Below are 19525 nucleotides of genomic sequence, written 5' to 3'. Positions count from 1 at the left end.
CTTTAAATTTAAATGCTTATAGAGTTTATTAAAAATAAGCCTTGTGACCAAGCATGGAAATATGGAGGAGATTCGTTTGCGAGCCATTATAGAGTATTGTACCCACAATACAGTCCATGGCACCGAGGAAATTATGGATAAAATAAGGCAGTTGCCCGATTGTGATGTATACGAGTATGGATGTTTGACGAGCTGCGGGTTATGTTATTTGTCGCCATATGCACTTGTAAATGGAGAGAGCGTTGAGGGCGAAACGGCAGAAGCGCTATATGACCAAATAATGATCAAAATCCACGAAATCAGGATGATTGAAGATTGGCATTCATAGTTGGATAAGAGCAAATAAAAACAGCCGGGGAAATGAAGGCTATTCTCCGGCTGTAAACATTTTGAAAGCTCAGCTTATTCGTGAACTTCGATCTCGTTGTAGAAGGTGTCCCGTTCTACCGGAATTCTGCCGGCGCCTTTGACCAGCCAGATTAATTCCTTGCGGGTCAGCCCCTCAGGGGTATTGGCCCCGGCTGCGTGGCTAATCCGTTCTCTAACCAGCGTTCCATGCACATCGGATGCTCCAAAGGCCAGCGCCATTTGTGTTAGCTGTACGCCGATGTTGATGAAGTACGCCTTAATATGCTGAATATTGTCCAGCATCAGGCGGCTGATCGCGATCGTCTTCAGATCCTCGAAGGCGGAGTTGCGGCGCATAATCCCCGCATTCTTGTTGCGTGGCTGCATAGACAAAGGAATAAACACCATGAAACCTCCGGTCTCATCCTGAAGCTCGCGAATCTGAGTCATATGGCGTACGCGGTCTTCATGGCTTTCGATTGCTCCGTACAGCATTGTGGTATGTGTCTTCATCCCCAGCTGATGAGCTGTACGATGAACATCAAGATATTGGTCGACATTGGCTTTCTCGACCTTCATCTTCTGGCGATATTGGTCGGAGAGGATCTCCGCTCCGCCGCCAGTCAGCGATTTAAGGCCGGCCTGCCGCAGCGCCACTAACACTTCCCTCGTGCTCATCCCGCTGATGCGAGTGAAGAACTCGATCTCCGCTGCGGTGTAGGCTTTGATCGTCACCTCGGGGAAGTGCTCATGCAGTGCTTTCAATGAGTCGACGTAATATTGGAACGGAACATGTTGATTATGACCGCCTGTAATATGGAACTCGCGTACGCCAGGATGAATATGCTGCTCGACGTAGGCAATCATCTCTTGACCGGACAGTGTATATGCGCCGTCTTCTCCTTCATCGCGTCGGAAGTTGCAAAATGCGCAGTGTGATTCACAAACATTCGTGAAGTATAAGGTCATGTTCTCGATGAAATAAACTTTCCTGCCATTCTTTCTTAAATTGACCTCATTGGCCAGTTGGCCGATGGTCAGAATATCGTCGCTCTCATACAGGTATACCCCGTCCTCAAGAGTCAGTCGCTCACCGTTTCTTACTTTATTAACGATTTCAAGCATTCTTTGATCGGTTGTCTCAATCACTGTTGGAATCAATATGTCTACCTCCGTTTCTTCTTTGGATCTGAACTGTGAAAAATTGAACGAAATAGCCGATGCATAACCCGGCTTATATGGATGCAATTTTCATCATATCCCGTAAAACCTCATAAAGAGGTAGTTTAAAAAGTCCCCCTTTGGTCTCAAAGCAAATCATGAAGCTATTCGACATCGAATCTTGAATTCAGCCGGGCCAAAACGTATGCTTAAGAAGTCATATTTCCTACGGAAACATCTCAGGTGCTCACGTACCTTCTACGTACGCTCCGCTCAGTCTCTAGCTTCATCCAACATTCTCGGTGCCGGAGGTCTGGATTTTTAAACACATGCTTAAAATGCGAGTTTAAAAATCCGGGCGGACTCTTAGAACAACCTTTATTATAAACCTTGATTCTTATAGGGGGCAATAAGTCTGGAAGAAAAGACTTAAATTTTAGAGGAAAATCATGACAATTCATAGCGCGTTATAGAACCTGTCTCTTGAGAGGAGTTGCCATGTGGAGTATACTTTTATTAGTGAGAATTCAAAAAAGCAATCCTTTTTTTGAATGACCTCTTGGAAAGTAATCTTAAGGAGGGCGTAGGATGATTGAAATTTCTGAAAGTGCCGTCGAACGAATCAAAGATATGCTGGCCGAACAGGAAATACCGAATATGTTCTTGCGTTTAGCGGTGAAACCAGGCGGATGCAGCGGCTTCTCATATAGTATGGGTCTGGATGATGATGAGAGCGAAGCGGATGTGTTTATGGAGATCAAGGGTGTGAAGGTGGTTGTTGAGAAAGAGAATCTCCGTTACCTGAACGGTCTTGAAATCGATTTTCAGGAATCCGGCATGAGCGGTGGGTTCACTATCCACAATCCAAATGCTATCGCTACCTGCGGCTGTGGACAATCCTTCCGCATGCGTGGTGAAGAAGGCAAGCCAGAAGTTTGTGATTGAGATATATATAAAACACAGTCCCTGCAGAGGTTACTTGCAGGGACTGTGTTTTTTTGTGTTTGCTGTAATTTTGCCTTATAGAGCGGGGTTATCCACAGGGTCAGATTTGTCCTCATTTGATTCACTCGGTTGAGCCGGGTCAATGGAATCATATAAATGCGATTTTCGCTCGAACCAATCGAATAAATGAGTCACGACGACCTTCAATACCGCATATCCTGGAACCGCGAGCAGAATTCCGAAGAAGCCGAACAGATTTCCGGCAGTCAGAATAACGAAGATGATTGTAATAGGGTGAACTCGCAGCGTCTTGCCCATAATTTGCGGCGAGATGAACTTGCCTTCAATTAATTGTACGACCGTCCAGACGACGATCAGCTTGAGCAGCATAAACGGCGATGTGACTGAAGCGATAATCAGCGCCGGTGTAATGGCGATCGCCGGGCCCAGATAAGGCACGATGCTGGTGCAGGAAGCAATCAGGGCGAGAATCAGCGAATAATCAAGTCCGATAATAAGGAATCCGATGTACATCAGAATACCGATACAGAAGCTGACAATGATCTGTCCGCGAATATAATGGCTAATTTGCCCGTTCATCTCGGTCATTACTGTATGAGTGCTCTGCCGCAGGCGGATCGGCACAAATCTAAGAATGTATTGGGGCAGCTTCTTCCCGTCTTTCAGCAGATAGAACAAAATGAATGGCACGGTCGCGATGGCCAGAATGACATCCTTAATTGTCCCAAGGAAGCCGCCAATGCTGGACCAAGCGCTATTTAGAATCGTCGTGGCCTGTTGGGAGAAGGTGTCCCCAATGGTCGACGGATCAAATCCTGTCGTGGACTGGAATTGATGGAAGAAGTCGCTGCCAATCACACTTTCGAATTGAAGCTGAACCTCATAGCTGTATCTCGGGAAGTTATCAATCAGCCGAATGATCTGCTCCTGGAGGAGCGGAATGACAGACACGATAACGATGGTGAGCAAGCCAATAATCAGTAAATACAGGGCAGCGATCGTGTAGACGCGTTTGAGCCCTTTTCTCTCCAGCCAATCGACGAGTGGATTAAGCAGGTAATAGATCGCTCCGGTAAGCAGAACCGGGAGCAGGACTGTTTTTAACAATACGGTAATCGGTCTGAACACGAAGGAGATTTTATAAAAAACCAGTACATTTAAACCGATTAAGAGCAAGATCAATAGAAATAGAACGAAACGGTTGTTAATGAACAGCTTCTTGAAGCGTCCGCTCCATGTCTGTGAGTTTTCCATATAGCCGTAGAACCTCCTGAGAAATCTGTTATATAAATAATACGTTTTAGATTGATATAGTTTCAAATTTTTCAGAAAAAAAGATTCGCACCCTTTCATGGAGTGAAAAGGAACGAATCTCTTTTTGCCTGGATTATGTAGTGATTAGAAGAACTGCTTGTTGACCATGAGAACTACCATTCCAGCCGCGACGACCGAGAAGACGATGCAGCTGATTCCAAGCCCTCTGCTGGATGTCTTGATTGCCTTGAAGCCGAACAGGAACACAATTACCGTAATCGCGGCGAGCACCAGCGACATCGCAACCATACCGAACCAATACAATACTCCAAATAAAGCCGACATACTAACGTCCCTCCCGGTAATCTGAAAATTCTCCTATATCTATATGAGTTGAACTATAAGCTGGGTCAGTGACAGGCAATAGCAGTCGGAAAAACAGTTCACCCGGCTGCCTTCTGTATCATTCCATAGCTCAACTTATACACCTGCTACATACTATACGTTAAATTTGAAATTTTGCATAGAAAGCGGTTGCGAATAAAACAGGCCATTGCCGCGGACAAACATACAAGAAAAAATACATTCATTCGAGTATGAATATCACATAACGGAAAGGGGGACGTCAACCGTGGGAAGACAGTTAGCCAACAAGTGGCTGAAGACAGAAGCACTGCTCGGTAACGAAAGTGTGGCTGCCCACATACCTCAAACACGTAAGTTTAATTCAGAATCCTTGAAGCAGATGCTGCATAGTTTTGGTATGGTCGTCATCAAGCCAGTCCGTGGCGGTGGAGGTTACGGCGTAATCAAGGTAACCTATTCAGGCGGGATTTATTCTTTTACCAATATGTCAAGAAGGTCATCCTTTTCAACTTATGATGCGATGCTCCAGGCATTAAACCGGGTGAAGGTTCGCCGCTCATATATTATTCAGCAAGGCATACACCTGGCCAGGATAGCCGGTCGACCGATCGATTATCGTGTAAAGGTGGTAAAGCAAAATGGAAAATGGACCTATCGGGCAATGGTGGGAAGATTGGCTCGTCCGGGTCTGTTCGTTACGAACCTGTGCAAGGGCGGGACGCAATTGTCTGCTCGCTCAGGTTTAAGCCGTTCATTGCCTAAAGGGATGGCGAAGAAGAAAAGTGCAGAGATGCGTAATTTAACGAATACGTGCATCGGAATTATGGAGAGTTCTTTTCCGGGAATCGAGCAGTTGGGCTTTGATTATGGGATCGATGTCAGCGGCAAGGTATGGATATTTGAGGTCAACACGAGGCCGCAGTAATAAAAATGCAACAAATTTAAGAAATTTATAAAAAAATTTTCTGCGAAATTTTGACACAAAATTCCTGTGAATAACTTTTATCCACATTATCCAATTAGATTTTACAGTCAACTACGCATTTTACTAACAAGTTATTCACAGGATTTCCACAGGTATATGTGGATAACGGAACGCTTGTTCTGTCCGGAGAATCTTGTTATGATTAGAAAAAAATAGAAAGGGTGTATGATCAATGGCGATGTTAACAGATGAGATGTTGCTTGAATCCTATTTTATGGCCACGGAACTCAACCTGGATCGGGAGTTCATCGCACTTCTGTTGGCAGAGATCCATAGACGAGAACTTAATACATCGGACGGTTCTATTTTGCACTAGTTTGGACAAGCAAAGCTTCTCCCGGCCGGTGAAATCTCTAAATTTACTTCACTCGTAGTTAAGGGGATTCCCAAAGATTAACTCGATAAATATAAGCCTCATGGCAGTGTGGACATTGGACAACATGCTCGCAGCCCTCCAGGCTGTGGAGTGAGAGCGCCGAAGTATATTGGTCCGCGGAGCCATAGGGACTATATGGACCCGCATAATCCTCTCTTCGACCGGCATTATCCAGAGTATATCCACAGTCTGGACAAGCTGCAGTTAATGGGGCCAGGCCGTTGCATAACGGGCAGACATAAGGCAAAGGGTATCTCTCCTTTACGACATCATTTTCCTGCGTAAAGTTAAGATACCCTTTTTATTTGAATCTCATGTAGTTATTCTAGTAGAATTTCGAAAAGCTTGGTTTTCAGCCTCGAAGCTGGCCTTCCGATGCGCGTTTGACCAACCCCTATTATAGTTTCATATTGCTGCTATGACCTGGCGACAGCTTCGCTTCCGGATCGATATATACCTTGGCGTTGTTAACAGCAGTAGGCGCTTCACCGAAGCCGACAGCGATCAGGTCCAGCTTGCCAGGATACGTAGCGATATCTCCAGCTGCAAAGATCCCCGGAATCGAAGTCTCCATTCTTGAATCCACGACGATGGCGTTAGATTGAATATCCAGACCCCATTCAGCAATTGGACCAAGAGAAGATACGAAGCCAAAATTAACGATGACGTCATCGACATCGATGATCGATTCTTCCTTCGTCTTAACATGGGCCAGCGTTACTTGCTTGATTTGCTCCTCTCCGTGAAGCTGTGTAATCTCTGTAGGAGTTACGATATTCACACGGGAAGCCATCAACTTCTCAACGCTATGTTCATGAGCCCGGAATTTATCGCGGCGGTGTACAAGCGTTACTTGCTCGGCGATAGGTTCAAGCATGAGTGCCCAGTCGACTGCTGAGTCTCCGCCACCGCTGATCAGCACCTTCCGTCCCCGGAATTTCTCCATATCGCTAACGAAATAATGAAGATTATGTTTCTCGAAGCGGAGTGCGTTCTCAAGCTCAAGACGACGCGGTTCGAATGCGCCTACGCCTGCAGTGATTATAACCGCGTGGGCATGATGAACGTCTTTGTCGGTAGTTACGATAAAATGCCGTTCATCCTTTTTCTCGATTTGTAGTACTTTTTCCTCAAGACGAATGTCAGGGTTGAACATTTTGAGTTGTTCCGTTAAATTGTTCACTAGCTCCTGACCTGTAACTTTAGGAAAACCGGCAATATCGTAAATATATTTCTCAGGATAGAGGGCTGCTACTTGTCCACCTAACTGAGGCATACTTTCGATTAATTTGACGGAAGCTTTTCGCATTCCGCCGTAGAAAGCGGCGAACATACCTGCCGGGCCTCCTCCGATAATGAGAAGGTCGGTAAATTCTCCGTTGGCATTCAGGGATGACACAGACTTACACCTCCAGATCATTTCATGAAGTTTTTATATTGTCATTTCTACTTTATTATAATCTCCCGCTGTGGTCTTGCAAAGCTAACGCGATATTTGTCGAATTTCCAATTTATGCGACCCTAGAAATGCCCGCAAGTGGCGTAAAATAAGACTTGATCTTTTATACAAAAGTCGATATTATTCAAATTGTATGCACTTAAATTTGTGACGAAAAAAGCACATTTGAAAATTTTACACTGTCATTTTTTTGCTTTAAAATGGTTATAAGGGTTACAATATTTGTGAGAAATATCATAAACTTCATGATTGACTAATATACAAACTGGTTATTATTTTTTTATGTGGTTATTTTCACATTAAAATAGGATCCGGATAGAAAAAAATACAAAAATAGAGTGTTTGAGACTGGAAGGAGTACTAGAGATGAGTACCATACCTAAAATCGTCATTCTCGGTGCAGGATATGGCGGAATTTTAACGGCGCAGCGTCTGCAGAAGGAACTGAATTATAATGAAGCAGATGTAACCTTGGTTAATCGACATGATTATCATTATTTCACAACGCATTTGCATATGCCAGCTGCCGGGACGGATTCAATCGAGCATACTCGGGTGTCCATTTCGAAGTTAATCGATGAATTCAAAATAGACCTGGTTAAATCCAATGTCAAAGAAATTCGTCTATCAGACCGTAAGGTGATTCTTCAGGATGGGACTTTATCTTTTGATTACCTCGTCATTGCACTTGGCGGGGAGCCTGAGTCATTTGGCATTCCGGGGCTGTCTGAATTTGCGATGACGATTCGCAGCATTAATTCGGTTCGCTTGATCCGCGAGCATATTGAGTATCAATTCGCTCTATATAAGCTGGACGAGAGCCGCACTGACCGTCTCAATTTTGTCGTGGGCGGAGCCGGCTTCAGCGGCATTGAATTCGTTGCCGAATTGGCTGACCGTATCCCGCGTCTGTGCAAAGAATATGATGTCGATCCTAGCCTCGTTAATATTTATAATGTGGAGGCTGCTCCAGCGATTTTGCCGGGGTTTGATCCTGAACTGGTGGAATATGCCCAAAATGTGCTGGTGAAGAAGGGCGTTCAATTCAAGATCGGCATCGCGATCAAAGAGTGCATGGAAGATGGAGTGGTGCTGGCGAATGGAGAAGTAATCCGCTCCGCTACCGTCGTATGGACGGGGGGAATTCGCGGCAATCGTCTGGTCGAGGCCGCTGGCTTCGAGACATCCAGAGGCCGGGTGATGGTTGATGAATACTTGCATGCACCGGGTTATGATCATGTGTTCATTATTGGCGATAACTCCGTTATGCTTAATCCGGAAGGGCGACCATATCCGCCGACCGCACAAATTGCCATGCAGCAAGGGGTAACATGTGCGCAAAATGTTGTGGCTTCGATCCGTAACAAGGAACTGAAGAAATTCGTCTTCAGCAACAAGGGGACGGTGGCTTCCTTGGGCAAAGGCGAGGCGGTGGCCAGTGCGTTCGGCAAGAAGTACAAAGGCTGGGTCGCTGCTCAGATTAAGAAGCTGGTGGATATCCGATACTTGTTTACCATTGGCGGGATTCCGCTCGTTCTGAAGAAAGGCAGATTCCTGTAAAATGAGACATTGCAGCGTGCAGGTAAGAGGTTTGTTAACCCGGGAGGAACTGGATCGTTATAACGCCTTGATGGAGGTCGGCTCCTTTCTGGAGAAGCAAGGGCAATATGACTTATCCTATGTGATCCAGAAAGAAGTTGATATTCTGATCCTGCCTGCCATAGAGCGCTTGAAGGAGAAGAGCAGGGACCGCGACCGGGCGACTGCGGAATTTCTGGAATCGCTGCGCAGGCTTGAGGAAGAGGAAGATAGCGAAGAATAATATGATAGAGTTGTCCTATTAGTCGTTCAAGACGAGATGGGACAGCTCTTTTTAGAATCAAGGCAGCACAAATCGTATGACGTCGGCCATAAAATATAGAACTGTTGTTTTTGCCTAATAAACGTTTGTGGTGTTCGTTACACGCAGCGTAGAGAAAAAAAGAGCTATCCTTAGTCATGACTAGGGATAGCTCTTTTTGAATGGAGACTGTTTGACTGTCTCTATTAGATTTTGAGCATGTCTTCGAACAACTGTTCATTTAACAAATTACCTACAAAGAAGGAACCGAACTCACCATAACGAGCACTTACTTCATCAAAGCGCATCTCATAAACAAGCTTCTTGAACTGCAGCGGGTCATCGGAAAACAATGTGACTCCCCATTCCCAATCGTCCAGACCGACGGAACCGGAAATGATCTGCTTGACCTTGCCGGCATAACTGCGTCCAATCAAACCGTGACTTCGCATCATCGCGCGTCTCTCATCCATAGAGAGCATGTACCAGTTATCGCCTAGATCCCGCTTTTTATTCATAGGATAGAAGCAGATATGCTTCGATTTAGGAAGAATAGGCTGCAAACGGGCCATAACTTCCGGGTTCTCCTTGGGATCTCCTCCGCCGGAAGCGAGATAATTGCTAAGCTCTACTACACTGACATATGAATAGGCTTTGTTTGTATATTCGGCAAAGGTCGTTTTATTAAAAGCATTCTCCAAAGCATTCAGCTCCTCAAGCGAGTCGCGAAGGTGCATGAATACAAAATCAGCCTTTTGTCCAAGGATAGAATAAACGGCAGTACTGCCCGTCTTGGATTGCTCTAATAAGTCCCATTCCTGCAGAAAGGTGTGAAGCTCCTCCAGGGCGCCAGCACGCTCTTCATCATCAGTCTCTTTCCAGGCGGTCCAGTTCATGGTGCGGAAATCATGGAGAGCATACCAGCCTTCCAGGGTTAATGCAGCTTCGTTCATTTTATGATCACTCCTAAATAATCATTAGGTAGGCATAAGTATATGCACTGTCACCATTGTATCCTAATATGATCGGCAGGAGCAAATGAAAACGTTATAAAAATAAGTAAAGTTCATTGCTTTGCAACATTTTTTTTAGTAAACTATCTACTAGTTATAAATAGTGTGACCTTTGTTATAGTGTACATAAGGGGTGAGGTTCGTGGGATGGCTCATCGTATTGATATTGATGGTATTGTTTTTTGTCATGATGTTTGGGATCGGATTCATTCTTAATATGCTAATGAAAACGACATGGTTCCCCGCTTACGTGTTCGTCATTATCATCGTCCCGGTAGTTGTATATACGCTATGGGATCATGATAGGAGTCTGGGGCTTTATTTGTCCTCATTCCGTCTCGTTGATTATTTGACCGCTGTGGCTGGTCTGGCAGGAGCAATTCTGAGCGGATGGACGATACGCAAGCTGCGTTTTGCCGGTTATAAGATGTTTTAGATTTACAGGTTCATACTTAACAGATGGGAAAAAGCCGATAATGCTGCAGTTTGAAGCGTTATCGGCTTTGTTTTGTCGATTTTTTAGAATTATTGCCAGGGAAATGGCATGATTTTTGTAAGGTTTAAATGATTCAAGTAGAATCATTTTGTGATAGAATATAGAAACATTGATCGAACGTGGACAAGTTCAGAGGATGATCAATTCCGTATCGAATCAGATCCTCAGAAGACGTTTCAATAGAGTATGACCATTTAATTGTGGGAAGGGGCGATGAAGCCGTGCGCATGAACAACATGCTGCATTTTACTGAAAATCATCGTTACTGCGTATATCGTGACTTCAGTCTCAGTCCTGTTGACGGGAAGACGCTTAGTCTAATCTATCAGCCTATGGTCGGGGCTTTTGCCATTTCACTATATCGGCTCCTGGTGGAGCAGGTGCCTCAGGATCAGGTCGGCTATTCACGAGTTGAGCAGCAGCGGGTGCTTTTCTTGACTTTGGGGATTGATCCGAGCGAGAGGGGACGCACTTATCTCGTAGAGCAGACATCCAAATTGGAAGCAGTCGGCCTACTGCAGACGAGCCGGATGTATATGACGGATAGCGATGAGTATATGTATGAATACGAGTTGCAGCCGCCTTTATCGCCAACGGAATTTTTTAATACTCAGCATTTGACGCTGCTGCTGCGCGACAAGATCGGGAAGTTTGCCGTCTTGTCTTTGCGTGAACGGTTCTTCAGCAAGGAACCGGGGGATATGTACGGCTTGTCTCATAACAAAGAAAATATTACGGTTCCGTTTTATGATATTTTTGAATTAAATACTCATTCCATAGATTACGAACTGGAGCAGGCGATCGCCGAGACAGCTCTGGCTCGGCAAAGCGGAGGCCCGCTTGATGCGGAAGAAGAGCGGATTAACTACGCGGATATTATTCTTCGCTTCCCGCGCGATTCGGTAAACCGTTCTCATGTCGAAGGGCTTCGCTTCAATCTGGAAGGGATGGGCGTGCTTAATTTTGTGTCCCGGAAATTCGATTTAAGCGTCCAGGATCTTTGCCGCCTGCTGGATGAGGATGGGGTATTTGATCCAAGCGGAGGCATCCTGCTGGATGAGCTGCAGCATCGGGCGAATCTCCATTTCCGTCAAGGCAAGCGGCGCAACGAGGAACGGGAAGTGGCCTACGCCAAGGTTGTCTCTATTGCTTCTGCTCGGGAAGAAGAGGAACAGCTGGAAGAGTTCCCGGTACAGATGGAATATTATTTGGAGGTGCCCAAGCAATTCATTAACAAATGCGATATTCATCAGTACAACATGATGCTCCGCAATGAGCCGTATACGCGCCTCTTGAGAACTTTCTTCCCGGGAGCTGTTCCTGACAATTTGCTGGATATTTTTACGAAGATCGATTTGAATTATAAATTGCCAGGTGAAGTCATCAATGTTCTGATTCATTACTTGATGTCGTTGCTAACTTCCAATACAGAGCAGCGGATTAATCGCAATTTTGTGGAGGCGATTGCTTCCAATATGCTGATGAAGCAAATTAATACTTATGAGAAGGCGGTTGGCTACATCCGTGAGCAGTCTAAGGTCAAGGCCAAATCCACCTTAGAGGCGCAAGATGGGGCGGGCCGCAGACGCACCTACAAAGGGCGTCAAGCCACTGGCAAGAGCAAGCCGGAAATTCCTATTGTGCCGAGCTCTACCCAGGAGGAGGGCGTCTCGGATGAGGAATTCGCGGAGATGCTGAAGCTTGCGGAACGGATGCAGGCGGGCAGAAACAATGAGGCTTAATCGGGAAGGGGGACGCAAGCCATGGATTCACTCGGTCAAATACTGGCAGGAATGAAGAATAGCAACCTGCTCAGGCGGTCGGAGCAGCTTAAGGCGGAGCTGTTGAACGATCCGCTTGTACTTGAACTGCGCGCGAAGCATCCCGAACTGGACGAAGAGCAGTTGATTCGAGATATGGCCAAGCTATATCAATACGTAAATGACAGCCGTCATTGCGCCAAGTGTCCCGGGCTCGATCAATGTCCTAATGATTTCCCCGGCCATTTCACGAAATTAACCGTAGAGAACAATACGCTTGGTCCGCAAATCGTCGCTCGCCAGGTTCCTTGCTCGAAACAACTGCAAAGGGAGAACGAGCTATCGATTCAGAAGAAGATCCGCAGCTTCTATGTCGATGAGCGGGCCCTTCAGGAAGGTTATGATGAAGTCGAGATTCTCACCAAGGATCGTGTCCGTGCGCCTGCCGTAACCCAAGTGCTTCGCTATATCAGCGCTACAGAGGAGGGCGGTTTGCAACCGCGCGGTTTGTATCTGGAAGGCAACTTTGGAACGGGCAAGACCTTCTTGATGTGCTATCTGCTGCACAAGCTGGCGAAGTCGGGATATTCCGGGGTCATTGTGTATATGCCGGAATTTGTAGAGGACCTGAAGTCGATGCTTCAGGATTCCCAGAAGCTGAAGGAGACCGTTGAAGTGATGAAGCAGGCGGACCTGCTCATCTTTGATGATATCGGGGCGGAGAATTTGAACCCATGGGTTCGCGATCATGTCATGGGCTCGATCTTGAATTTTCGAATGAATCGTAAGCCGACCTTCTATACCTCCAATTATTCCTTGGAAGCGCTGGAGCAGCATTTGAGCTTTACAAGCAAGGACGGGGAGGAACGGCATAAAGGCCAGCGGCTGATGGATCGGATCGCTCCATTCGTAGATGTGGTGACCGTCACTGGCAGCAATAAGCGCGGCAAGAGATCTTAGATGGGATGAATGGGAATCATCGGTCATATATATCCACAGACGCAAAGAAGACCTCGGCAACAACCCTTACCTAGGATTGCGAGGTCTTCTGTGTGTTATCCAAGCGTAGATTAGAAAAATATCGGCCGGACTGCCTTGACCGACAGCAGCAGCGATTAGGCTAGCTGGCGATAAATTTCAAAATGACCATGCCGAAGAAAATAACGGCCATAAGGGTGAGCATACCGAAAAAACCATTCATCAGATCGAACAAATCATTGCGCGGCTCTTCATTGATATGCTGACGCGGGTCGTTCACATGCGGGTTAGCATCCATGCGGGCGAGGCCTCCTTAAACAACTTTTATGTAGCGTCAATTAAAAACATCATAGACAAATCGATATTTGGATATTCTTAGTATAACCAATCGCTTTTAAGTTTGTAAAGATGATGCCTGAACGCGAATTCCCATTTACTAAAAAGTTATGTTATAATGTAATCCATAGCGTCAACATAGGGCGCTACTATACCATTACTGATTAGTTAGGGAATGCTGTGGCTGGCTTCATACAGGCATTCCAGTAACATACAAGGAGGAGATATCATGGCAATAGTAAATGTTTCCGATCAATCTTTTAACAGTGAAGTCGAAAGTACGGGTACCGTTCTGGTCGACTTTTGGGCGCCTTGGTGTGGTCCTTGCAAAATGATAGCGCCAATTTTGGAAGAATTGTCTGGTGATTTGGGGGATTCGGTTAAAATCGCAAAGGTAAATGTGGACGAGAACCCTGAATCCGCATCCCGTTTTGGCGTAATGAGTATCCCAACTCTGATCTTGTTCAAAGACGGCCAACCTGTCGATAAGGTTGTTGGCTTGAACTCCAAAGATGCGCTGAAAAACATGATTGCCAAACATTAATTTGGCCAGCTGATTTAGAGTGCTACAACTACGCCTCCGGCATGCCCGGGGGCGTTTTCTGTGCAGAACAGCATCATGTAGTGAGAGGGGGAGAGGACAATGAGCAATAGCCATCATTCGGATACCTATGCCAAGGAAATGCGGGAGAAGGAGCAGGCGATGGAAGCGATCCGTCACAAGCTTGCGCTGCTGCCGGATCTGCCGGGCTGTTATTTGATGAAGAACAAGAACGGCACGATTATTTATGTCGGAAAGGCCAAAATCCTGAAGAATCGTGTGCGCTCCTACTTCACTGGCAGTCATGACGGGAAAACTCAACGGCTCGTCTCGGAGATTCGCGATTTCGAATATATCGTTACCGGCAGCAATATGGAGGCTCTTATTCTGGAGTGCAATCTGATCAAGAAGCATTCTCCCCGATATAACGTATTGTTGAAAGATGATAAGACCTATCCATATATCAAAATTACAAATGAACGTCATCCGCGGCTGGAAGTCACGCGGAAGATCCTTAAGGATAAGGCTAAGTATTTTGGACCCTATCCGAACGCTTATGCAGCACAACAAACGAAGAAGCTGCTCGATCGGATGTACCCGCTGCGCAAGTGCAATGTGATGCCGAAGGAGGTTTGTCTGTATTATCATATGGGCCAATGCTTGGCGCCCTGTGTCAAGGAAGTGCCGCAAGAAACCTATGACGAGATGATTCAGGAGATCGTATCCTTCCTGAATGGCGGGCATGAGGAGATCAAGCAAGAGTTTCAGCGCAAGATGGAGGAAGCGGCAGAGGAGCTGTACTTCGAGCGGGCAAAGGAGCTGCGGGATCAGATCAGAAGCATAGACGCTCTGATGGAGAAGCAAAAGATTACGATGAATGATGCGAGAAATCGTGATGTATTTGGCTTTGCCGTTGATAAGGGCTGGATGTGTGTACAGATTCTATATGTAAGACAAGGGAAAATGATCGAACGGCATGCCTCGGTATTTCCGTTCTATGGGGAGGCCTATGGTGACTTCTTGTCCTACGTAACACAATATTATAGCGACAATCCTGCGCTTCCACAGGAGATTCTGCTGCCAGATATGAAGCCGGGACAGCGGGAGGAGCAGGCGGGCGAAGACGTCGAAGGGCCAGTTAGCGAGGCTTCGGATGATGAAGGCGGAGAGCTGCTTGATGCGGAAAGTGGGGCAGCCGCTTTGCAGAACTGGCTGAATGTGAAGACGCTGGTTCCCAAACGGGGACTGAAGCGTCAGATGACGCAGATGGCCTTTGATAATGCCCGCGTTGCGTTGGATGAGAAATTCCGTCTGATCGAGCGGGATGAGGAGCGAACCTCCAGGGCGGCGGAGAATCTGGGCGTTGCTCTCGGCTTGAACGAGCTGTCTCGGATCGAAGCGTTCGATAACTCGAATATTCAAGGAACCAATCCGGTATCGGCGATGGTCGTATTTATCGATGGCAAGCCGGCCAAGAAGGAATACCGCAAGTACAAGGTTCGTACGGTTCAGGGCCCTGATGATGTGGAGACGATGCGTGAGGTGGTGCGGCGCAGATATGAGCGCGTGCTCAAAGAGAATCTGCCGCTTCCTGATCTAATCGTTATGGACGGCGGCAAGGGGCAGATGGCTGCGGCCAAGGATGTGCTGGAGAATGAGTTGGGACTGTTCATTCCCGTCTGCGGTCTCGTGAAGGATACGAAGCATAAGACGGCCCAGCTTATGATCGGCGATCCGCCGGAACCGGTGAATCTGGCTCGGGATAGCCAGGAGTTCTATTTGCTGCAGCGCATTCAGGATGAGGTGCACCGCTTCGCGATTTCTTTCCACCGCGAGCAGCGGGCCAAATCGATGGTCGTATCTCAGCTAGACGCGATTCCCGGTGTAGGCGAGAAGCGGCGCAAGCAGTTGCTGAAGCATTTCGGATCGCTGAAAAAAATAAAAGAGGCCTCGATCGAAGATTTTCGGCCTCTTTCTATTGGAGATAAACTCGCACAAACTATTATGGATTCGCTTCGGGATGAGGAGTCGGAATAAACGGCTCCTCTTTTTTTATTGGCCCAAGCGGACGTTCCTTATGCGCTGGATTGAAGCGGTAGATCAGATAACCGACAATGGCTGGCAGTACCAGATAGAATAACCCGGCGGCTATATTCAATCCTCCGCCCATGACCATCAGACTAATTGACATCAGTATCGTATCAAAGATGACGTGGGAGAAGACAGCGGTAATAAATCCGTAGCGCAGAAACACGAAGCTGAACAGCAAGCCGATGAACATGAGCTCAATAGGCCGCGAAATGACCGGATATATCGGATACAGGGTATGGCCGAAAGCCCAGATCAGTGAAGTAATCAAGCTGGCTACAAATGTGCTGCGGAACATCTTCTTCAGCATAGCGATTCCGAATAGTCGGTATACGGCCTCCTCTCCGATACCTGCTACCCAGGCCAGCAGCGGGAATAGCAGCGGCAGAAGCATGTTGTAGGTGGATTGGGAGGCATCTGTCGTCGACCAGGTGTGAATCGTATTTTCGAGAGCCAGGAAAATAATGGACTGTACCCCGAGCAAAATCAGCGCCCAGGCATACCCGTTCGTCATCGCTGTCAGCACGTGGCGTCCATAACCGGGCTCTTTGGCCCTTGGCCAGAGATTCCGCCCCTTCTGTCTCCAGAGCGCATCGCCACCCACTAGCGATACATAGATAGAGCCGGACAGCAGGAGAGTAACTACACCCTGGATCACGAAGCTGAAAATAAGTATGGAGTTGCTCAGGCTATCCTTTTGTAAATAGGGCAGCATGTTGATTGCTCCGACCATACTTAGGACAAAATAAAGAGAAGTCAAAAAGAGACCCCGCTTAAAAGAGGTGTAAGCTCTTGTCACTATGCTGTATACGATGGCCAGAACAGCCAGAACGAAGGTGAGCAGCCCATAACCTGCAAAGGTAAGGATGTAGGCGAGCGTCTTTTGACTACTGAGATACTCGTTGTAGGAATTCGGAACGGTGAACTTCGTCTCCATGGAAGCTACTGTGCCGTATTCAAAATAGAATTGGATCTGGGCCCGCGACTGTCCGATCTCGTAATTTGGCAATCCATACAGCAGCCCATATTGCCCTTCAGCGGTAGCCAGCTCCAGATCGGCTTCACTCACTCCTAAAGCCTTCAGGTAAGGTCGGACCAGCTGCTCTTTATCAGCCAGGTTGATATCGCCTTCCCGGGCCACCAGGGATCGTGTATTCTCGCGACCGTAGTCGAGTAAAGTCTGCTTGGTGGCATTGCTTGTCGAGATGACCTTCTCAAAGGCGACGACGTTCCCCTCCTGCATATTGACATCAATGCTCAACAGGCTTAAGATGTCGTCCGGGTCCGTAAAGGCAACATGGAAAACGTCATAAGGAAATTGTTTGCCGTAGGATTTAGAATATTGGCGGATTAAATTTTCCTTTGTCAAATAACCAAACAGTTCAGGTTTTGTATCGTATGTAACGTGAGCGTTCTGGAAATTGCCGTTGATACCAAGCTCCGTCTGAGCGAATGAAGCAGCGGCTTGCCTGGCTTGCTCTTTGCTGATGGTCTTGCTTAATTGCTGCTCCGGCTCGTTCACAGAAGGCAGCCAAAGCTGCAGGACGATGAAGAGGACCAATCCAATTGCAGCAAGTATCCAGAGTGCTTTAGGTTTGAGCAAGATCCCAGGTGAGTTCTTGGAAGTTTGCATGTTTACAGCTCCTTTAACACTTTTTTCTATAACAAGAAATTGTTCAATGAGTCCGCTTGTCATAACCCGGCGAGAGAAGTGGGTGTGACATAAAGCGTAATTCTCAGAAAACACGTCAATTAAAGATAACATAGGAAACCTTAAATTTGCCAATCGGGCTTTAGTTCACGAGAATCTGCAATATCTCTGGTAAGGTCTCGCACGGCTCAGATAATGGAGTATCATAATCATAGTTTCACTCCTTTTAGGCCTTTTTCGAGTTATTTAATCCAAAAGAAACTTTGTTATTACACGCCGATAAGGCTTATAATCCATTTGACGAAAATGAAATGAAAACAATGAAATAATAAAATATATAAATGGCCGAATTTCTTTACGAAAACGGGGGAACCGATTTTTAGGGGTGAGTTTCACTGAATTCCTGGATATTCCAAGGATCCAAGCGAATAGGGCAACCGTTCATGTCCGAATCCGTCAGCTAACCTCGTAGGCCTTTGAGCAGGGACCAATCAAAAAGCATTGGATTTCCAGTGCTTTTTTTCTTTGCTACAAAAAGGATGGAGTGATCAAGTTGCAGTTGAACATGTGGGTAAAATGGTTCAGGTTTTCCCCGCCGCAGATTTTAGTATTGGGCTTTGCAGCCATTATCTTCGTCGGAGCGCTGCTGTTAATGCTGCCGATCTCAAGTACAACAGGGGAATCTTTACCTTTCGTTGATGCGCTGTTTACCGCAACTTCAGCAACCTGTGTAACTGGATTAATCGTCGTGGATACCGGGACATATTATTCTACGTTCGGTCAGGTCGTGATTATGCTGCTGATTCAGACCGGCGGTCTCGGTTTCATGACCGTGGCTACCCTATTCTCGCTCGTATTCAAGCGTAGAATATCGCTCAAGGATCGTCTCTTGCTGCAAGAGGCGATGAACCAGAACACGATGGAAGGGATTGTCCGCTTGATTCGCAAGGTTCTGATCTATTCCCTGGTCATTGAGAGCAGCGCGGCGTTGATCTATACGATTCGCTGGTCCTTTGATATGCCGTTTGGACGCGCGCTATATTTTGGAATCTTCCATGGAGTGTCCATGTTTAATAATGCCGGTTTTGACTTGTTTGGCCACTATCAGAGCCTTACTCGCTACGTAGGCGATCCGATTGTTAACCTGGTTACGATGTTCCTGATCGTATCCGGTGGCCTTGGATTCATCGTGTTGTCGGATCTCGTTGACTTTCGGAAGCACCGGAAGCTATCGCTTCATTCCAAAGTGGTATTGACGATGACGGCTTCGCTTATATTGATCGGGGCCTTGGTGATTTACGTATTTGAATTTACAAATCCGGGCACCTTCTCAAGCCTTAGCTGGGGAGAGAAGATATGGGCTTCCTTCTTCCAGTCGGTATCGCCGCGGACGGCAGGGGCAAATACGGTCGACCTGGGCTTGCTAAGACAGGCTACTCAATTCTTTATGGTTATCCTTATGTTTATCGGTGCTTCCCCGAGCTCTACCGGGGGCGGGATTAAGACAACGACTTTCATGATTCTGGTCGGCGCTGTCATCTCGATGATTCGCGGCCGGTCTGATCTAGTGCTGTTCCGCTATCGTCTGACTCAGGACCGTATCTTCAAAGCAGTTACGCTGACGATGTTATCCTTGTTTCTTGTCATCGCGGTATCGATGGTGCTATCGACGACCGAGAGTGCAAGCTTCCTGAGCATCCTGTTCGAGACGACTTCGGCTTTTGGCACGGTTGGCTTGACCGTAGGATTAACGGGTAAATTAACAGTGATAGGTAAATTTATTATCAGCTTCACGATGTTTGCCGGACGGCTTGGGCCATTGACGATGGCTTATGCGCTTGGGCCGAAGAAGGGCAAAGAATTATATAGACATCCGGAAGGTAAAATTATTATTGGATAAGGGGAAG

Annotated in this window: 19 protein-coding genes and 1 riboswitch; of the genes, 12 read left to right on the top strand and 7 right to left on the bottom strand. The window is 46.7% G+C overall.

Translation table 11 applies throughout. The features are described from left to right. Positions 1-61 precede the first annotated feature (61 nt). A complete protein-coding gene (locus BN1360_RS00500; protein ID WP_082789881.1) occupies positions 62-328 on the top strand; it encodes a YuzB family protein in 267 nt (88 codons plus the stop codon). Positions 329-402: 74 nt separating this feature from the next. Here BN1360_RS00500 and mqnE read toward each other — a convergent pair whose 3' ends face one another. Next, positions 403-1473, bottom strand: a complete 1071-nt coding sequence (gene mqnE, locus BN1360_RS00495) for an aminofutalosine synthase MqnE (RefSeq protein WP_068777990.1) — start codon at positions 1471-1473, stop codon at positions 403-405. Between the two features lie 624 nt (positions 1474-2097). Between mqnE and BN1360_RS00490 the strand changes: the two genes are divergently transcribed. Beyond that, positions 2098-2454 (top strand): HesB/IscA family protein, encoded by a 357-nt coding sequence (locus BN1360_RS00490; protein ID WP_068777955.1) that lies wholly within the window; start codon positions 2098-2100, stop codon positions 2452-2454. 75 nt (positions 2455-2529) lie between these two features. Here BN1360_RS00490 and BN1360_RS00485 read toward each other — a convergent pair whose 3' ends face one another. Beyond that, positions 2530-3729, bottom strand: coding sequence for an AI-2E family transporter (locus tag BN1360_RS00485; protein WP_068777954.1), 1200 nt, complete (start codon positions 3727-3729; stop codon positions 2530-2532). 144 nt (positions 3730-3873) lie between these two features. Next, positions 3874-4074, bottom strand: coding sequence for a hypothetical protein (locus BN1360_RS00480; RefSeq protein WP_068777953.1), 201 nt, complete (start codon positions 4072-4074; stop codon positions 3874-3876). Between the two features lie 286 nt (positions 4075-4360). Between BN1360_RS00480 and BN1360_RS00475 the strand changes: the two genes are divergently transcribed. Both BN1360_RS00475 and sda read left to right on the top strand, forming a co-directional pair. After that, positions 4361-5020 (top strand): YheC/YheD family protein, encoded by a 660-nt coding sequence (locus BN1360_RS00475; RefSeq protein ID WP_068777952.1) that lies wholly within the window; start codon positions 4361-4363, stop codon positions 5018-5020. A gap of 232 nt (positions 5021-5252) precedes the next feature. After that, positions 5253-5396, top strand: a complete 144-nt coding sequence (gene sda / locus BN1360_RS00470) for a sporulation histidine kinase inhibitor Sda (protein WP_148466487.1) — start codon at positions 5253-5255, stop codon at positions 5394-5396. A gap of 457 nt (positions 5397-5853) precedes the next feature. On the opposite strand, the gene BN1360_RS00465 is transcribed toward sda, so the two are convergent. Beyond that, the gene (locus tag BN1360_RS00465) at positions 5854-6876 is read right to left on the bottom strand and encodes an NAD(P)/FAD-dependent oxidoreductase (RefSeq protein WP_179015516.1); all 1023 of its coding nucleotides are present in this window, start codon (positions 6874-6876) and stop codon (positions 5854-5856) included. A 405-nt stretch (positions 6877-7281) separates the two neighbouring features. On the opposite strand from BN1360_RS00465, the gene BN1360_RS00460 reads away from it, so the two are divergent. After that, complete coding sequence (locus tag BN1360_RS00460) at positions 7282-8475, top strand: NAD(P)/FAD-dependent oxidoreductase (RefSeq protein ID WP_068777950.1); 1194 nt, start codon at positions 7282-7284, stop codon at positions 8473-8475. Between the two features lies 1 nt (position 8476). Then, a complete protein-coding gene (locus tag BN1360_RS00455) occupies positions 8477-8737 on the top strand; it encodes a hypothetical protein (protein WP_068777949.1) in 261 nt (86 codons plus the stop codon). Between the two features lie 224 nt (positions 8738-8961). On the opposite strand, the gene hemQ is transcribed toward BN1360_RS00455, so the two are convergent. Beyond that, the gene (hemQ, locus tag BN1360_RS00450) at positions 8962-9708 is read right to left on the bottom strand and encodes a hydrogen peroxide-dependent heme synthase (RefSeq protein WP_068777948.1); all 747 of its coding nucleotides are present in this window, start codon (positions 9706-9708) and stop codon (positions 8962-8964) included. A 202-nt stretch (positions 9709-9910) separates the two neighbouring features. Here hemQ and BN1360_RS00445 point away from each other — a divergent pair, with 202 nt between their 5' ends. From BN1360_RS00445 to dnaI, 3 genes are all read left to right on the top strand, one after another. After that, on the top strand, positions 9911-10204 hold the full coding sequence (locus BN1360_RS00445; protein ID WP_068777947.1) for a YuiB family protein: 294 nt from the start codon (positions 9911-9913) through the stop codon (positions 10202-10204). A 281-nt stretch (positions 10205-10485) separates the two neighbouring features. Further along, on the top strand, positions 10486-12006 hold the full coding sequence (locus tag BN1360_RS00440; RefSeq protein ID WP_068777946.1) for a replication initiation and membrane attachment family protein: 1521 nt from the start codon (positions 10486-10488) through the stop codon (positions 12004-12006). Between the two features lie 21 nt (positions 12007-12027). After that, complete coding sequence (gene dnaI, locus BN1360_RS00435; RefSeq protein ID WP_068777945.1) at positions 12028-12984, top strand: primosomal protein DnaI; 957 nt, start codon at positions 12028-12030, stop codon at positions 12982-12984. Between the two features lie 160 nt (positions 12985-13144). Here dnaI and BN1360_RS00430 read toward each other — a convergent pair whose 3' ends face one another. After that, complete coding sequence (locus tag BN1360_RS00430; RefSeq protein WP_127002435.1) at positions 13145-13300, bottom strand: YqzM family protein; 156 nt, start codon at positions 13298-13300, stop codon at positions 13145-13147. Between the two features lie 267 nt (positions 13301-13567). Here BN1360_RS00430 and trxA point away from each other — a divergent pair, with 267 nt between their 5' ends. Both trxA and uvrC read left to right on the top strand, forming a co-directional pair. After that, complete coding sequence (trxA, locus tag BN1360_RS00425; RefSeq protein ID WP_068777944.1) at positions 13568-13882, top strand: thioredoxin; 315 nt, start codon at positions 13568-13570, stop codon at positions 13880-13882. Positions 13883-13981: 99 nt separating this feature from the next. After that, the gene (uvrC, locus tag BN1360_RS00420) at positions 13982-15916 is read left to right on the top strand and encodes an excinuclease ABC subunit UvrC (RefSeq protein WP_068777943.1); all 1935 of its coding nucleotides are present in this window, start codon (positions 13982-13984) and stop codon (positions 15914-15916) included. Here uvrC and BN1360_RS00415 read toward each other — a convergent pair. Beyond that, positions 15882-17600, bottom strand: coding sequence for a CPBP family intramembrane glutamic endopeptidase (locus BN1360_RS00415; RefSeq protein WP_068777942.1), 1719 nt, complete (start codon positions 17598-17600; stop codon positions 15882-15884). The two genes, uvrC and BN1360_RS00415, sit on opposite strands and share 35 nt — an antisense overlap. A gap of 351 nt (positions 17601-17951) precedes the next feature. After that, positions 17952-18108: riboswitch (cyclic di-AMP (ydaO/yuaA leader) on the top strand. Between the two features lie 75 nt (positions 18109-18183). Here BN1360_RS00415 and BN1360_RS00410 point away from each other — a divergent pair. Further along, entirely contained in the window at positions 18184-19518 is a 1335-nt protein-coding gene (locus BN1360_RS00410; protein WP_082789885.1) for a TrkH family potassium uptake protein, read from the top strand. Positions 19519-19525 lie beyond the last annotated feature (7 nt).

This window comes from Paenibacillus sp. GM2, from assembly GCF_900069005.2.
Lineage (GTDB): Bacteria > Bacillota > Bacilli > Paenibacillales > Paenibacillaceae > Fontibacillus.
Note: the sequence above shows the minus strand (reverse complement) of the source record. Positions and strands in the feature narration are given on the sequence as shown.

What these genes read in the sequence shown, in the direction of transcription:
- BN1360_RS00500 (WP_082789881.1), top strand. Translation starts at nt 62, where the DNA reads ATGGAGGAGATTCGTTTGCGAGCCATTATAGAGTATTGTACCCACAAT.
- mqnE (WP_068777990.1), bottom strand. Translation starts at nt 1,473, where the DNA reads ATGCTTGAAATCGTTAATAAAGTAAGAAACGGTGAGCGACTGACTCTT.
- BN1360_RS00490 (WP_068777955.1), top strand. Translation starts at nt 2,098, where the DNA reads ATGATTGAAATTTCTGAAAGTGCCGTCGAACGAATCAAAGATATGCTG.
- BN1360_RS00485 (WP_068777954.1), bottom strand. Translation starts at nt 3,729, where the DNA reads ATGGAAAACTCACAGACATGGAGCGGACGCTTCAAGAAGCTGTTCATT.
- BN1360_RS00480 (WP_068777953.1), bottom strand. Translation starts at nt 4,074, where the DNA reads ATGTCGGCTTTATTTGGAGTATTGTATTGGTTCGGTATGGTTGCGATG.
- sda (WP_148466487.1), top strand. Translation starts at nt 5,253, where the DNA reads ATGGCGATGTTAACAGATGAGATGTTGCTTGAATCCTATTTTATGGCC.
- BN1360_RS00465 (WP_179015516.1), bottom strand. Translation starts at nt 6,876, where the DNA reads ATGATCTGGAGGTGTAAGTCTGTGTCATCCCTGAATGCCAACGGAGAA.
- BN1360_RS00460 (WP_068777950.1), top strand. Translation starts at nt 7,282, where the DNA reads ATGAGTACCATACCTAAAATCGTCATTCTCGGTGCAGGATATGGCGGA.
- BN1360_RS00455 (WP_068777949.1), top strand. Translation starts at nt 8,477, where the DNA reads ATGAGACATTGCAGCGTGCAGGTAAGAGGTTTGTTAACCCGGGAGGAA.
- hemQ (WP_068777948.1), bottom strand. Translation starts at nt 9,708, where the DNA reads ATGAACGAAGCTGCATTAACCCTGGAAGGCTGGTATGCTCTCCATGAT.
- dnaI (WP_068777945.1), top strand. Translation starts at nt 12,028, where the DNA reads ATGGATTCACTCGGTCAAATACTGGCAGGAATGAAGAATAGCAACCTG.
- BN1360_RS00430 (WP_127002435.1), bottom strand. Translation starts at nt 13,300, where the DNA reads ATGGATGCTAACCCGCATGTGAACGACCCGCGTCAGCATATCAATGAA.
- trxA (WP_068777944.1), top strand. Translation starts at nt 13,568, where the DNA reads ATGGCAATAGTAAATGTTTCCGATCAATCTTTTAACAGTGAAGTCGAA.
- uvrC (WP_068777943.1), top strand. Translation starts at nt 13,982, where the DNA reads ATGAGCAATAGCCATCATTCGGATACCTATGCCAAGGAAATGCGGGAG.
- BN1360_RS00415 (WP_068777942.1), bottom strand. Translation starts at nt 17,600, where the DNA reads ATGCAAACTTCCAAGAACTCACCTGGGATCTTGCTCAAACCTAAAGCA.
- BN1360_RS00410 (WP_082789885.1), top strand. Translation starts at nt 18,184, where the DNA reads ATGTGGGTAAAATGGTTCAGGTTTTCCCCGCCGCAGATTTTAGTATTG.